The 14678-nt window shown below is 64.0% G+C and carries 11 protein-coding genes; 4 read left to right on the top strand and 7 right to left on the bottom strand.

Annotated elements, in window-relative coordinates; genetic code table 11:
• The first annotated feature begins 27 nt into the window (after nt 1-27).
• Entirely contained in the window at nt 28-2319 is a 2292-nt protein-coding gene (locus VOM14_RS07415) for a hypothetical protein (RefSeq protein WP_442955522.1), read from the top strand.
• Between the two features lie 42 nt (nt 2320-2361).
• Here VOM14_RS07415 and iolB read toward each other — a convergent pair whose 3' ends face one another.
• From iolB to VOM14_RS07450, 7 genes are all read right to left on the bottom strand, one after another.
• Nucleotides 2362-3162: a 5-deoxy-glucuronate isomerase gene (gene iolB / locus VOM14_RS07420; protein ID WP_327628060.1), complete on the bottom strand. Its 801-nt coding sequence runs from the start codon at nt 3160-3162 to the stop codon at nt 2362-2364.
• Nucleotides 3159-4085: a myo-inosose-2 dehydratase gene (gene iolE / locus VOM14_RS07425; protein WP_327628061.1), complete on the bottom strand. Its 927-nt coding sequence runs from the start codon at nt 4083-4085 to the stop codon at nt 3159-3161. Before iolE ends, iolB begins: the two co-directional genes overlap by 4 nt.
• 10 nt (nt 4086-4095) lie before the next feature.
• Complete coding sequence (iolD, locus tag VOM14_RS07430; protein WP_327628062.1) at nt 4096-6066, bottom strand: 3D-(3,5/4)-trihydroxycyclohexane-1,2-dione acylhydrolase (decyclizing); 1971 nt, start codon at nt 6064-6066, stop codon at nt 4096-4098.
• Nucleotides 6063-8087: a bifunctional 5-dehydro-2-deoxygluconokinase/5-dehydro-2-deoxyphosphogluconate aldolase gene (locus VOM14_RS07435; protein ID WP_327628063.1), complete on the bottom strand. Its 2025-nt coding sequence runs from the start codon at nt 8085-8087 to the stop codon at nt 6063-6065. The genes iolD and VOM14_RS07435 overlap by 4 nt, the downstream gene beginning before the upstream one ends.
• Before the next feature lie 67 nt (nt 8088-8154).
• Nucleotides 8155-9009 carry an ATP-binding cassette domain-containing protein gene (locus VOM14_RS07440; RefSeq protein ID WP_327628064.1) on the bottom strand — a complete coding sequence of 285 codons (855 nt, stop codon included), beginning with the start codon at nt 9007-9009 and terminating at the stop codon, nt 8155-8157.
• A 13-nt stretch (nt 9010-9022) separates the two neighbouring features.
• On the bottom strand, nt 9023-10186 hold the full coding sequence (locus tag VOM14_RS07445) for an ABC transporter permease (RefSeq protein ID WP_327628065.1): 1164 nt from the start codon (nt 10184-10186) through the stop codon (nt 9023-9025).
• Nucleotides 10187-10338: 152 nt separating this feature from the next.
• Nucleotides 10339-11385 (bottom strand): sugar ABC transporter substrate-binding protein, encoded by a 1047-nt coding sequence (locus VOM14_RS07450; protein WP_327628066.1) that lies wholly within the window; start codon nt 11383-11385, stop codon nt 10339-10341.
• 272 nt (nt 11386-11657) lie between these two features.
• Here VOM14_RS07450 and VOM14_RS07455 point away from each other — a divergent pair, with 272 nt between their 5' ends.
• From VOM14_RS07455 to VOM14_RS07465, 3 genes are read left to right on the top strand one after another with little or no spacing between them, the layout of a single operon-like run.
• A complete protein-coding gene (locus tag VOM14_RS07455) occupies nt 11658-12539 on the top strand; it encodes a MurR/RpiR family transcriptional regulator (protein ID WP_327628067.1) in 882 nt (293 codons plus the stop codon).
• Nucleotides 12532-13560 (top strand): inositol 2-dehydrogenase, encoded by a 1029-nt coding sequence (gene iolG, locus VOM14_RS07460; protein WP_327628068.1) that lies wholly within the window; start codon nt 12532-12534, stop codon nt 13558-13560. Before VOM14_RS07455 ends, iolG begins: the two co-directional genes overlap by 8 nt.
• Nucleotides 13560-14630 carry a Gfo/Idh/MocA family oxidoreductase gene (locus VOM14_RS07465; protein WP_327628069.1) on the top strand — a complete coding sequence of 357 codons (1071 nt, stop codon included), beginning with the start codon at nt 13560-13562 and terminating at the stop codon, nt 14628-14630. The genes iolG and VOM14_RS07465 overlap by 1 nt, the downstream gene beginning before the upstream one ends.
• Nucleotides 14631-14678: the final 48 nt, after the last annotated feature.

Here is a 14678-nt window from a genome sequence, read left to right on the forward strand (position 1 = left end):
ACGCGTCACGGCTTTCGGAGGAGAACTATGAAAAAGACAGGCGCTTTTCACGACCAGGCCGCCGGCACATTGCGCGGCGCGAGTCCGTTTTGTTCGCGGATCGACCCGCGGATTTTGCCGCCCACCCAACGCAAGCGCGAATGGCGTGCGCGGCTGGGCGCGGGCGCCGCCTTGTTGGGCGCGGCGTTGCTGATGTCCGCGTGCGCGAATGCGAATTCGACGGTGAGCGATGCGGCTTCTCCCGCGAATGCCGCTTCCTCGCCGCGTCCCGCGATCGAAACCGCGAAGGCGAAGCAACTCGCGTTCGAGCGAAGCATCGCCGCGCGCGTGCCGGTTGTGAGCGGCATCAGCGAGAAGCGCAGCCGTGCGCTGACGCTGCGCGATTCGGGTATCGACGGTTCGCTGATGTTCGCGCGCGATGTCGACTTTCGCGTGACGGGCGACATCGGCTTCATGATTCACGACATGGCGGCCACGCTCGTGCCCGCGCGCGCGGGCGAGCCGATCGTGTTCGACGACCCGACCAGCGTGGGCATCGACGTGCATCGCGGCGAGGTCACGCTCGACAGCGCGAAGCTCAGCGCGATCTTCAATCGTTATCTGTTCCAGTATCGAGGCTCGCCGCTGCGCAACATGCGCGTCGTGCCGCAAGAGGGCGGCAGTTTGCGCATCACCGGCGAGATGCATCGCGATACGTGGGTGCCGATCGTGCTGAACGGATCGCTGTCGATGCGCGGCGCCGACGAACTCGTGTTCCATGCCGATCATGTCGAGGTCGCGGGCGTGGCCGCCGACAAACTGATGCAGGCCGCGCACGTGAAGATGGCCGATCTGCTCAAAGTGGACACGCCGATCGCGCGGCTCGACGGCGACGACGTCATCATGCAGGTCGCGAAACTGACGCCGCCGCCCGCGCTGCGTATGACGATCACGCACATCGTCACGAGTGCGGCGGGCGTTCGCTTCACGCTCGACGACGGCACCGTGCCGAAGATCGACTGGCCCGCGAACATGCCCGCGCGCGGCATGCTGGTGGAAGGCGGCGACGTGAAATTCATGCGCTCGATGCCGATGAATATCGACATGGCGCTCGCGCCGATCGACATGAGCGCGCCTTTCGTGCTCGATCTGTATCACTACCGCGAGCAGATGGCCGCGGGTTATTTCACCTTCGACGAAAAAGGCGCATTGGACGTGCATCTGCCTTCCTATGCGACGCTCGCGAGCGCCGCGAAGAATGCGCCCGCGCAGATCGGCAGTGCGAGCGCGCGCCTGAACGACAGCTTGATTCGGGCGCAGCAGGCGTCGCTCGCGCAGGCGCGCGCCGTGTGGCAACGCGTGCCGCAGCAGGTGCAAAGCGCGTCGTTGCCGCATGCGATCCCTGTCAGCATGCACGTGGCGTTTTCCGAACCGGGCATGGGCGGGAACAACGCCTCGCGCAACACCGCGCCTCGCGACGAGCGTCATTCGGCGAGTCCTGCTTCGTTGATTCACGTCGAGAACGTCGACTTTTTCGTGGCGGGGCGCATCGGCTTTCACGTGCGTTCGCTCGACGCGCAAATGATTCCGAAGACGCCGGGCCAACCCGTCGATCTCGACGATCCGGATCAGTACGACATACGCATCGTCGGCGGCGAAGTGGTCGAGCCGTGGCCCGCCATGGCAGCGCTTTTCAACGACTATCTGCTCGACTACGAACCGCGCTCGCTGAACGACCTGCAATTGAAACCGCACGACGGCAAGCTCGAAGTCAGTGGCGGCATCAAGTTGTGGAATCACTTTCCGGGCGTGTGGCTGCCCACGACGATGAGCGGCACGATCGTCGCGAGAGGCGAGCGGCATCTCGTGTATGAACCCACTTCGGTGAAAGTGCTGGGCGTGCCGCAAGCCAAATTGCTGCGCGCGCTGGATATTCCGCTTGCCTCGCTGACGCCGTTCACGCGCAAGGGCGTCACGCTTCACGGCAACGAACTCGTGTTCGACCAGTACACGGTCTTTCCGCCGCCGGTTCTGCAAGGACATCTTTTGAGCGCGACTGTCACCGACGAAGGTCTCGTGCTCAAGTTCAAACGCGATGCGGCCGTCGCGTTCGCGCGGCCTCCCGCGAACGCCGCAAAAAGCTATGTGTGGATCGAGTCCGGCGACGTGAAGATGTTCAACTCGCTCGTCACGAATGCACGAACTCTCATCAAGGACAGTTCGAATGCCGGCGCGATGAAGTTCGATCTATACGGCTATCGCCGGGACGTTTCGAAGGGCACCGTGAGAATGGGCACGGACGGCGGACTCGACGTGGACCTGGCCGCGCGAAACAAATGAACCAATGAACCAATGAAGCAATGACAAGGCGACTGGCGCGGCTCAGTCGTCCTTGTCGACGATCCACTCGTGCGCGGGGTCGTTATGGAAATGCCAGACGCGCTGCGCGCCGGCCATCACGTTCAGATAGTACGAGTCGTAGCCATACGGCACGACCACCGGATGATAGCCGCGCGGCACCATCACAACATCGCGATCTTCGACGGCCATGGATTCGTCGATATCGCGCATATCGGTGTAGACGCGCTGAAACGCAAAACCTTGCGGCGGATTCAGTCGATGGTAGTAAGTCTCTTCGAGCGAACTCTCGTGCGGGATGTTGTCGGTATCGTGCTTGTGCGGCGGATAACTCGAAGCGTGCCCGCCCGGCGTTCTCACTTCGACGACCAGCAGCGACTCCGCCGGCTCGGTCTGCGGAAGAATATCGCACACGTAGCGCGTATTGAGGCTCTTGCCGCGCGTGGAGCGTTTCATCGAAGAAGGCTCGATCAGGCGCGCCGCAAACTCTCCCTTCGCGGGCGCGCTCGCCACGCCGATCTCCGCATCGCGACACGCGCGCACGGTGGCGCGCACGTTGGGCGGCAAATACACCGCATGCGGCGCGGCGTCTTCGAACACGCTGTCGCGCGAACCGAGCGAACTCCACTTCGTGCCGGCCGTTTCGATATCCACCGCGCCCGTGAGCACGACGATGCATACCTCGCGCGAAGGCTCCATCACGTACACCACTTCGTTCGCGCCGAGACGATACGCGGCAAATCCGACATACCGCCAGCACGCCGACGCCGGTGTCACTCGCGCGATCGTCTGGCCTTCGCGCTGCGCCTTCACCAATAGACTCATGCTGCCTCCTGCTTCGTGTCCGGCGTCGTGTCGAGCGGTGCATCGAGCCACGCGCGCAATGTCCTGAAGCCTTTCTGCGCATACTCGAACGACGGCGCGACGACCGGGTCCTGTTCCGCTTCGACCACGAGCCAGCCGCAATAGCCATGCTGTTTCAGACGCGCGACGATCGCCGCGAAATCCACCACGCCGTCGCCGGGCACGGTGAACGCGCCCGCCATCACGGCGTCGAGAAAACTCCAGTTGCGATTGCGCGCGAGCTTCATGACGGCGGGGCGCACGTCCTTGCAATGCACATGGCACACGCGGGCGATGTGCCTGTCGAGCACGGCGAGCGCATCGCCGCCCGCAAACGTGATGTGTCCCGCGTCGAACAGCAGGCCGACGGCGTCGCTCGTGCGCGACATCAACTGCTCGACGTCGGCGGCCGTTTCGACATACGCACCCATATGATGATGATAGGCGAGCCGCACGCCGCGGCTTAACGTGTAGCGCGCGAATTCATCGACACGCGCGGCGTAGGCGGCCCATTGCGCGTCGCTGAAAAAACGCGGCCGTTGATACAGCGGCCGGGGCGCGCCCTGAATCGAATCGGCGACTTCGCCATACACCATGACGGTCGCGCCGTTTTGCGCGAGCAGTTCGAGATGCGGGCCGACTTCGGCGATTTCCTCGTCGACGCCGCGTCGCGCGAGACGTCCCGAGTACCAGCCCGAGACGAGCGCGAGATCGTATTGCGCGAGCAGCGCTTTCAACGCCTGCGGCTCGCGCGGAAATTTGTTGCCGAGTTCGAAGCCCTGATAACCGATCTGGCGGCCTTCGGTCAGCGCGACGTCGAGCGGCGTTTCGCCGCCCAGCGAGGGCAGATCGTCGTTCATCCACGACAACGGATTGATGCCGATACGTATGTTCGAAGCAGTCATGCGCGCGTCCTCAATCGTGGTCGGGGGTGTCGTTGCGGTCGTTGTCGTCGTTGCCGCTTTGCGCGCGTGTCGCGATCCGCGTGTCGTAGATGGCGCGCGCGTCGCGCACGCCCGGGCGCGCCGAGACTTCGGGCACGGCGACTTCCCACCACCAGCCGCCGTCGCCGGTGGTGCGCGCCGGGTCCGTGTCGATACTGATCACATACGTGCGGTCCGCGGCGCGCGCGCGTTGCAGCGCGGCTTCGAGCCCGGCGATGTTCGCCACGTGTTCCGCGTGCGCGCCGAGCGCGCGCGCATGCGCGGCGAAGTCGATGTGCGGCGCGCCGAGCGGACCTTGCAGGCAGTCTTCGAGCAGGTTGTTGAACGGCGCGCCGCCGCATGCCTGTTGCAGCCGATTGATGCAGCCATAGCCGCGGTTATCGTGCACGACGACGATCAGCTTCGTGCCGAGCATCACCGAGGTGGCGATCTCGCTGTTCATCATCAGATAGCTGCCGTCGCCGAGCATCACGATGACCTCGCGCTCGGGTCGCGCGAGCTTCACGCCGAGTCCGCCCGCGATCTCATAGCCCATGCACGAGTAGCCGTATTCGACGTGATACGCGCCCGGCGCGCCCGCGCGCCACAGCTTGTGCAATTCCGCCGGCAACGTGCCGGCCGCGCAGACGACGATGTCATTCGTCGGCGACTGTGGGCTCGAACGCTGCACGGCGCCGATCACGTCGCCCTCGTAGGGCAGCACCGAATCGCTTTGCGGCGCGTGCGTAAGCACATGCACCGTGTCGCGCCAGCCGGCGGCGAGTTCCTGCGCGCGCGCGGTCCACACAGGGTCCGCGTGCCAGTGTTGCAGATGCTGATCGAGCGCATCGAGCGCGAGGCGCGCGTCCGCTTCGACCACGTGCGCGCGATGCTTGAGCGCATCGAATGCATTGGCGTTGATGCCGATCACGTGAGCTTGCGTGAAGAGCGTGTTCGAGCCCGTGGTGAAATCCTGCAAGCGTGTGCCGATGGCGAGCACGCAATCGGCGTCGTGCGCGAGGTCGTTCGCGGCGGGCGAGCCCGTCACGCCCAACGCGCCCACGTTCAACGGATCGTCCCATGCAAGCGTGCCTTTGCCGGCTTGCGTCTCCGCGACCGGCACGCCGTGCGCGGCGGCGAAGCGTTGCAGCGCATCGGTCGCGCGGGCATATAGCACGCCGCCGCCCGCCACGATCAACGGGCGCTTCGCGCGCTGCAAACGCGAGATGGCGGCCTCCATTTCGTCGACGCGCGGCGTGGGCGAATAAAACGTCACCATGCGCGGCGCAAAGAAACCGGCAGGGAAGTCCCATGCCTGCGCCTGCACGTCCTGCGGCAAAGCGAGCGTGACGGGACCACACGACGCGGCATCGGTGAGCACACGCAACGCGCGCGGCAGGGCATTGAGCAATTGCGCCGGATGCACGATGCGATCGAAGTAACGCGACACCGGTTTGAATGCGTCATTCGCGGAGACGCCGCCGTCATGGAAATCTTCGACCTGTTGCAAGACCGGATCGGGCGCGCGCGACACGAAGATGTCGCCCGGCAGCAGCAGCACCGGCAAACGGTTCACATGCGCGAGCGCGGCGGCGGTCAGCAGATTCGTCGCGCCGGGTCCGATGGACGTGGTGACGGCCATCATGCGGCGGCGGAAATGCGCCTTCGCATAGGCGATCGCGCTGTGCGCCATCGCCTGTTCGTTGTGCGCGCGCAGCGTCGGCAATTCGTCGCGGTGCTGATACAAGGCCTCGCCCATACCGGCGACATTGCCATGACCGAAGATCGCGAATACACCGCCAAAAAGCGGCTCGGTGCCGTGGCCGTCTTCGCCGGCAACACGTTGCGCGGCGAGATAACGCACGAGCGCTTGCGCGGTCGTCAGGCGGATCGTGTGGCCCGAAGCCGCGCCGCTCGCGCGCGCCGCGTCGTCAGGTTGCTGAGGTAATACGCGCTGATTCATGCGGCCTGCTCCTGATGGACGCGATGGTTCGCGCCGTGCGTGACGCTGCCGCGCGCCGCGCGCCACGACGCAATCAGCGTTTCGAACGTGCCGCGTACGCGCGCAATCAGTTCGTGGTCGCCGATTTCTCCGGCGAGCCACGCCTGGCTCGGCTCGTGGAAAATCGTGCGGCCCACGGTAAAACCGCGGCACGTCGACGATTGCGCGGCTGCGCGAAAGCCCTCGTTCAACTGCTCGACGCCCGCCGACAAACCGAGCAGCACGACGCCACGGCACCAGGGATCGCGTTCGGCGATGAGCGCGTCGATGTCGCGCCATTGCGCGGCGTCCATCGGTTCGAGCTTCCACCACTCGGGATAGATGCCGATGTTGTAGAGCCGCTTTAACGCGCGATACACGATGTCCGGGCCATGCGGCAAGTTCGCGTGCTTCGGCGCAATCACTTCGAGCAGCAACTCGTGGCCACTCGCTTGCGTCGCGTCGTAGAGTGCGCGCAATTGCGCTTCCTGTTCGAGACGCTGTTCGATGGGTTCGTCAGGATGAAATTGCACGAGGCACTTGGCGATATGTTCCTGCGGCCACGGCACGAGCGTCGTGCCGACCGAGCGGCCATGATCGAAGACGAGCGGCACGGAGCCCGGCAGTTCGACCGGACGACCGATCCACCAGCCGCGTCCCGTGGCTGCATTCAGCGCGTCCTGGCCGTAACGGTCGTCGATCAATACGCCAATGCAGCCTTGCAGGCTCAATGCCGTTTCGGTCTGCGCGACGGCGTCCACGAACAGATTCTTGAGCTGGGCGATGCGCGCTTCGCTCGCGCCGGTCTGCTGCGCGAGTTCGAAGAACTGGTTGCGATGATCGAACGCGAAGCCGAGCACTTCATCCCACTCTTTGCGCGCCGGCGTCACGCGATGCAAACGCGCGAGCGTCGCGTCGCGATCGGGCCGGCGCATGCGCTGCGGGTCCGCTTGCGCTTCACGCAGAAAGTAGTCGAGTTCGGCGGGCGTCGGCATGGCGGGTGCACATGCGTGACGCGAGACGACCAGCGCGCCGCTTGCATTCGCGGCGCGCGCGCAGGCTTCGAGTGGCTGGTCGCGCAACCATCCCGAGAGAAAGCCGGATGCGAAGGCGTCGCCCGCGCCCAGCACGTTCAGCACCTCCACTTCGACGCCGCCGTGAACCGGCGCATCGTCGAGCGAGGCGGGCACGGTGCCGTCGATAATCTGGCAGCCCATCGGTCCGCGTTTGAGCACGAGCGTGGCGGACGTGACCGCGCGGACCATCGTGAGCGCATCGACGAGATCGCTCTTGCCGCCGGCAATGCGGAATTCTTCCTCGGTGCCGATCACAAGATCGAACAGCGGCAGAATGCGCTGCAAATGCGCGGTGACGCCTTCGCTCGCGACAAAACGCGTCTCGCCGTCCGCCTTGCCCGTGAGGCCCCACAGCACCGGGCGATAGTCGATGTCGAGAACCGTGCGCAACTGATTGCGCCGCGCGTAATCGAGCGCGCGGCGGCTCGTGCGGTTTACCTGTTCGGTGGAGAAGTGCGTGCCGGTAATCAAAAGCGCTTTCGAGGAGGCGATGAACGCTTCGTCGAAATCGGCTTCGTCGACAGCCATGTCGGCGCAGTTCTCGCGATAGAAGATCAGCGGAAACGTATCGCGATCTTTCAGGCCGAGCAGCACGAGCGCGGTCAGGCGTTCGCTGTCCACGCGCACATGGCTGACATCGCAACCTTCCTTGCCGAGCGTCTCCGTGAGAAAGCGGCCCATGTGATCGTTGCCGACGCGCGCGAGCATCGCCGATGCAAGACCGAGCCGCGCGCAGCCAAACGCAATGTTCGCCGACGATCCGCCGAGATACTTCGCGAAGCTCGATACGTCTTCCAGCCGCGCGCCCACCTGCTGCGCGTACAGATCGACGGCGAGACGCCCCAGGCAAACGATGTCGAGGCTGCGGCCCGGCGCGAAGCGGCTGCCTGCTTTCGAACTCTCACTGACCGTGTTGGAATGAGCCATGAATTTCCCTGAATGACAGAGCGCGGCGAGGCCGTGCAATACGGGCTCACATCGCCGCGCGAATGAATCAGATCGTTGCGCCTTCGAGTTCGCCGATCATCTTCTGCATCTCGGCGCCGCCGGCCATCATGTCGAGAACCTGGTCCTTGCTGATGGTTTCCTTGGTGAACGTGCCGAGCGATTTGCCGCGATTGAGCAGCGTGAACGAATCGCCAATCGGATACGCGTGGTGCACGTTGTGCGTAATGAAGATCACCGAGATGCCTTTCGCGCGCGCCTTGTGAATCAGCTTGAGCACGTTGAAACTCTGCTTGACGCCGAGCGCGGCGGTCGGCTCGTCGAGAATCAGCACGCGCGCGCCGAAATGAATGGCGCGCGCAATCGCGAGACACTGCTTTTCTCCGCCCGACATCGTGCCGACGGGCTGATGCGGATCGCGCACGTTGATGCCCATTTCAGCGAGCTTTTCGCGTGCCGTGGCGGCGCTCGTTTCGAGGTCCATGACATTAAGGAACCCGAATAGTTTTCTTTGCGGCTCGCGGCCCATGAAAAAATTGCGGGCGACGGAGAGCAGCGGCACCAGCGCGAGATCCTGATAGACGGTGGCAATGCCGAGATCGAGCGCGTCTTTCGGCGACTCGAACAGCACCGGTTGGCCATCCACGAGATACTGGCCGGAAGACGGCTGATGCACGCCCGCCAATGTCTTGATCAGCGTGGACTTGCCCGCGCCGTTGTCGCCGAGCAGACAGTGCACTTCGCCGCGCTTCAGGCGCAACGTCACGCCGCTTAGCGCGATGACCTTGCCGAAATACTTGCTGACGTTTTCGAGCGCGAGGATCACGTCGTCGTCTTGCGGCGCGGCGGCGCCCGGCGCATTCGTTTCGTTCGCGATGTCGTGGGTGTCGTGGGTGTCGGACATGTTCGTCTCCTCGTTACGATTGCGACACGCGCCGGCGCACATAGTGATTGAACAGCACGGCGATCAGCAGCATCACGCCGAGGAACACGCGAAACCAGTCGGAACTCACGTTCGTATAGGTAATGCCGATCTGCACGACACCGAAGATCAGCGCGCCGAAACAGGCACCGACCACCGAGCCGTAGCCGCCCGTCAACAAGGTGCCGCCGATCACCGCGGCGATGATCGCCTCGAACTCCTTTTGCAAGCCGCGATCCGCCGCGGCCGAGCCGATGTCGCACACTTGCAGCACCGCGAACAGGCACGAGCAGAACGCGGTCAGCACGAACAGCAGAATCTTCACGCGACGCACAGGAATGCCGACGTTCTTGGCCGCGTTCGCGTCGCCGCCGACCGCGAGAATCCAGTTGCCCGCGCGCGTTTTCGCGAGCACGAACGCGCAGATCGCTGCAAGCCCAAGCCACCACAGGATCACCTTCGGGATGCCCGGCACGAGCGCATGACCGTTGTCGAGCAAGGTGCCGATGCCGTGATGCGCGAGCATCGTGAAGAGGCCATGCAGCGCGACGCCATGAAAGAACGTGTTGGCGAACCAGTCTTGCTGCGCGAGATCGCCCACGCCGGAGACGATGGTGCGGTCCGCGAACATGATCGACAGTGCGAGCGTGAGGCCGCGCAAGATGAACAGAAACGCGAGCGTGACGATGAAAGAGGGCAGGCGCGTGCGCATGACGAGGTAGCCGTTCAACGCGCCGAGCAGCATGGAGCCCGCGAACGCGAACAGAATCGCGAGCGAGATGGGCCAGTGAAAATAGACGCTCGGGATCGCGACCATCATGCCGGCAAAGCCGATCATGGAGCCGATGGAGAGATCGAACTCGCCCGCGATCATCAGAAGGCACGCGCCCACGGACAGGATGCCGAGATACGCGGAGACCTGCGACCAGTTCATCACGCCGTCGAGATTGAACATGCCGGAGCTGCCGGCCGTCAGCGCGAAGACGAGGAACACCAGCACCGCGCCGGAAATCGCGGCGAATTCGGGGCGATTCAGCAGATGGCCGAAGCGGGATTCCTTGCGCACGCGCTCGTCCGCTTCGGGCCGCGAGGCGGCGTGATGCGAAGCGGCGCTGTTCGGGTCGGCGTGCGGTGGGAAGTGTTTGCCGGCTACACCCATGATGTCTCCTTGAAGCCGGCTGCGTGTCCGGGCAAGCGCGAATGCACTGCGTGAACGGCAACCGGTGAGATGCGCGCGGGCGGCGAGACCACCCGATTCAGGCAATGCCCGCCGCGCGCGCAACTGGCGATGTAAAAAAGAAGCCGCGAAAATCAGCGATACTGCCCTGCGTACTTGATGACCTTGTCGAGGTTTTCCTTAGTGATGAAGCCCGGGCCCGAACGAATGTTCTTCGGTCCATACGACGGCGCGAGACCATACGTGGCGAGCCGCGCCTTGAACTTCGGATTCGCTTCCAGAATCTGGCGGATTTTCGCGGGGTCCGTGGTGTGTTCCTTCTTCACGATGGCGAGCACGGCGACGGGAATATAGCCCTGCAAATAGGGCTGCTGATCGATGACGAACTGGATCGTGCCGTCCTTGATGGCCTTCGCGATGTCGTCGGAGAAATCGAATGTGCAGAAATAGATCTTACCCGCGAGGCCCATTTGCTGAACCGCCTTCAGCGTGGCAGAAGCCGGCGTGGGTCCGAGCGTGAGGATCGCGCCGGTGTTCGGGTGATTGCGCAAATAGGCGCTGACTTTCGATTGAATCTCGGTCGGGTCCTGGCCGGAATCGATGGTCGACGCCTTATAGTCCACGCCGAGCGCTTCCGCGAAACCGCGGCAACGGTCGAACGAAACCGTGTTGGTCGCGATGTGGTTCACGCACAAAAACGACTTCACGCCGGCAGCTTTCGCTTTTTCGCCCGCAGCTTTCCCCGCGACATATTCAGGTTGCCCGACGTGCATGATCGCGCCGAGCTGCGCGCTCTGTTCCTCGGTGCCGGAATTGATCGTGACGAGCGGAATCTTCTTCGCGGTCACCTTGTTGATCGAACTCTTCAGCACGTCGAAATCGGCGATGGTGACGATCACGCCGTCGTAATTGCGCGCGGCCGCCTGTTCGACGAGACGCGCCATATCGGCGATGTCGCCATTCGGCGGATTGCGATAGTCGGTCTCGACGTTGAAGTCCTCGTCAGCCTGTTTGATGGCGTTCTTGATGGTGTTCCACCACGAATCGGAATCCGGTGCGTGGCTGATCAGCACGAAGTGAGCATCGGCCGCGCGGGCGGTCGAGGCCGCGCCGAATCCCGTCGCCAACGTCAATGCCGTTACCAGAATGCTGAGCGTAGCCTTGCCCTTGCAAAGTCTCATGTCTCCACCTTTCTCGGTCTGTCGTTTTTGAGGGGAGCGTGTGGCGCGCGATCACACGACGCAAGTCGTCACGCGTTTGCCGAAGCGCCATCGCTCACGACCAAGAGTAGGTCAACTTCCAACGCGTTGCAATGAAAATTTCAATGTGAATAAAAATGGAAAATACGTTCCATTTATGCGGTGGGCTGCCTATAATCGGCAGCGTCAGCATGCACTGCGGCGCTCGCGAAAAGGCGCGTGCCGCAGTGCGATAAAGCACAACAGAGAGAGCCATGGCGGAAGAGAGCACCGAAGCATTGCCGAGCGTCGAAGAATTGATGCAGCGCATCGCGGAGAGTTATGAAGCGTTGCCGCGTCAGTTGAAGAATGTCGCGGCGTATATCGAGCAACATCGTTCGAGCGTGATGGTGGATCGCACGAGCGACATCGCCGCGAGTTGCGGCGTGCATCCGTCGGCGGTGGTGCGCTTTGCGCAGCGCTTCGGCTTTTCCGGATTCTCCGACTTGCAGGCGGTGTTTCGTCAGGCGTACACGGGGCAGGGCGCGTCGTCGCCGAACTATCAGCAGCGCATTCGCAAGCTGATCGACGAGAAGCCCGGGGCGTTGTCAGGCGGCGCGGTGGCGCGCGAATTCATCGCGGCCTCGCGCGGCGGTCTCGAAGAACTCGAAGCGGGGCTCGACGACAAGCAGTTCGACGCCGCGGTGAAAATGCTGCAACAGGCGGAGAACATCTACGTGATCGGCGTGCGGCGCTCGTTTCCGGTGGCGAGCTATATCGTCTACGCATTGCAGCACACGCCCAAGCGCGTGCACCTCGTGTCCGGTTTCGGCGGCATGTACCGCGAGCAGATTCGCAGCGTGAAAAAGGGCGATGTGGTGATTGCGATCAGCTTCGCGCCTTATGCGAAGGAAACGCAGTATTGCCTGCGCGTCGCGCATCATCATCAGGCGAAAACGCTGGTTATTACGGACAGCCAACTATCTCCGCTCGCGCGCTACGCGAGCACCCAACTGTATGTGAAGGAGGGCAGCGCGTTCGCGTTCCGCTCGCTGACCAGCACGATCTGCCTGTGCCAGGCGCTTTTCATCGCGCTCGCGTACAAGCTCGAATTGAATGTCGAGGAATCGAAAGACACCGGAGGATACGATGACTGAGGTGGTGAGAGGATCAGCAGGCACGATCGACGTCGCGGTGTTCGGCGCCGGCCGCATCGGCAGGATTCACGCGGCGAATCTCGCGCGGCAGCCGGGCGTGCGGCTCAAGTACGTAGTCGACGTGAACCGCGAGGCGGCCGCCGCGCTCGCGGCCGCGCATGGCGCGCAGGTCGCGGATATCGACGCGGCCATGGGCGACGCGTCGGTGGGCGCCACTGTGATCTGTTCGAGCACGGACACGCATGCCGATCTGATCACGATGTCGGCCGCCGCGCGCAAGCACGTGTTCTGCGAGAAGCCTGTCGATCTGACGCTCGCGCGCGCGCGAGCCTGCGCGGATGCCGTCGGGCGCGCGGGCGTCGTGTGCATGATCGGCTTTCAGCGCCGCTTCGATCCGACGTTTTCCGCGTTGAAGGCGCGCCTCGATGCGGGCGAGATCGGCACGCCGGAAATGCTTGTGGTGACGAGCCGCGATCCGGGCGCGCCGCCCGTGGACTACATTCGTCACTCGGGCGGCATCTTCAAGGACATGCTGATTCACGACTTCGACATTTTCCGCTGGATTCTCGACGACGAAGCCGACACGCTGCACGCCACTGGCAGTTGCCTCAGTAACCCGGCGATTGCGGACGCGGGCGATATCGATTCGACTGCGGTGACGATCCGCACGAAGCGCGGGCGTCTGTGCCAGATCAACACCGCGCGGCGTGCCGCGTACGGTTACGACCAGCGCTTCGAGGTGCTCGGCAGCACGGGCATGCTGCAGGCGGGCAACATGCGGCCCACGGAAGTCGTCGCGTATTCGAAGACCGAAGTGTCGAGCGACGTGCCGGAGGCGTTTTTCCTCGAACGTTATCGCACGGCCTATGCGCTCGAAATCGCGCATTTCTTCGATGCGATCAACGAAGGCAAGCCGGTGCGCACCACGGTGGCGGATGGCCTCAAGGCGCTCGAACTCGCGGAGGCGGCCACGCGCTCGTGGCGCGAGGGCCGCGCGGTGAATGTCGGCGAGGCATTGTGATGAAAGCGGCGATCGGCGGCTCAGGGCGCGCGGCGCGGCTTCGTCTGGGCGTGGTGGGTTTGGGGCGGCTCGGCAAGCGTCATGCGGAAAACCTCGCGTATCGTGTGCCGGGCGCGGAACTCGCCGCGGCTTGCAGTCCGCTTGAAGAAGAGCGCGCGTGGGCGCGCGAGGCATTGCCCGAGCCGCGTCTTTACGACAACTACGCGGACCTGCTCGCCGATCGCGAAGTGGACGCGGTGTGGCTCGTCACGCCTTCTTCGTTGCACGCGCAACAGATCGTGGACGCACTGCGCGCAGGCAAGCACGTGTTCTGCGAGAAGCCGTTATCGCTCGATCTCGCCGAATGCGAGCGCGTGCTGGCCGAGGCCGCGCGCTATCCGCATCTGCAAACCACGATCGGCTTCATGCGGCGTTTCGATCCGAGCTACACGGACGCGTTCGAGAAAATCGAAGCGGGCCACATCGGCCGGCCGTTCCTCGTGCGCTCCCAGACCACGGACAAGAACGATACCGACGGTTTCTTCGTGCGCTTCGCGGCGACCTCCGGCGGCATCTTTCTCGATTGCACGGTGCACGACATCGACGTCGCGCGCTGGCTGCTCGGCAAGCCGCGCGCCACGCGCGTATTCGCGGCGGGCACGGTCGCGATGCACGACGGGCTGCGTGAATTCGGTGACGTCGACAACGGCGTGGCGATCTGCGAATTCGAGGGCGGCAAGCTCGCGATGTTCTACGCGTCGCGCACCCAGGCGCACGGCACCGACACGCATAGCGAAGTAATCGGCACGGCGGGCGCGCTCGCGATTGGCCACAATCCGCGCGCCAATCGCGTGGAGATTTACGACGCGACGGGTGTTCGCAACGAGTGCACGCCGACTTTCTTCGACCGCTTCGAAGAGGCGTTCCTGCATGAGGCGCGCGCGTTCGTGGCGTCGGTGCAGAGCGGGGCGGGATTGGATGTGGAGCAAGGCGAACAGCGGGGCGCGACGCTCGCCGACGCGCTTGAAGCCACGCGCATCGGCATGGCGTTGCGGCAGTCGCTGCAAAGCGGGCAGGCCGTGACGCTGTAGCACCGGCTTCGCGGCTGCGGTCGCGGTGTCCGGTCGCGGCGTCCGGCA

This window comes from Paraburkholderia sp. MPAMCS5 (assembly GCF_036016995.1).
In the GTDB taxonomy this organism is placed as follows: Bacteria; Pseudomonadota; Gammaproteobacteria; order Burkholderiales; family Burkholderiaceae; genus Paraburkholderia.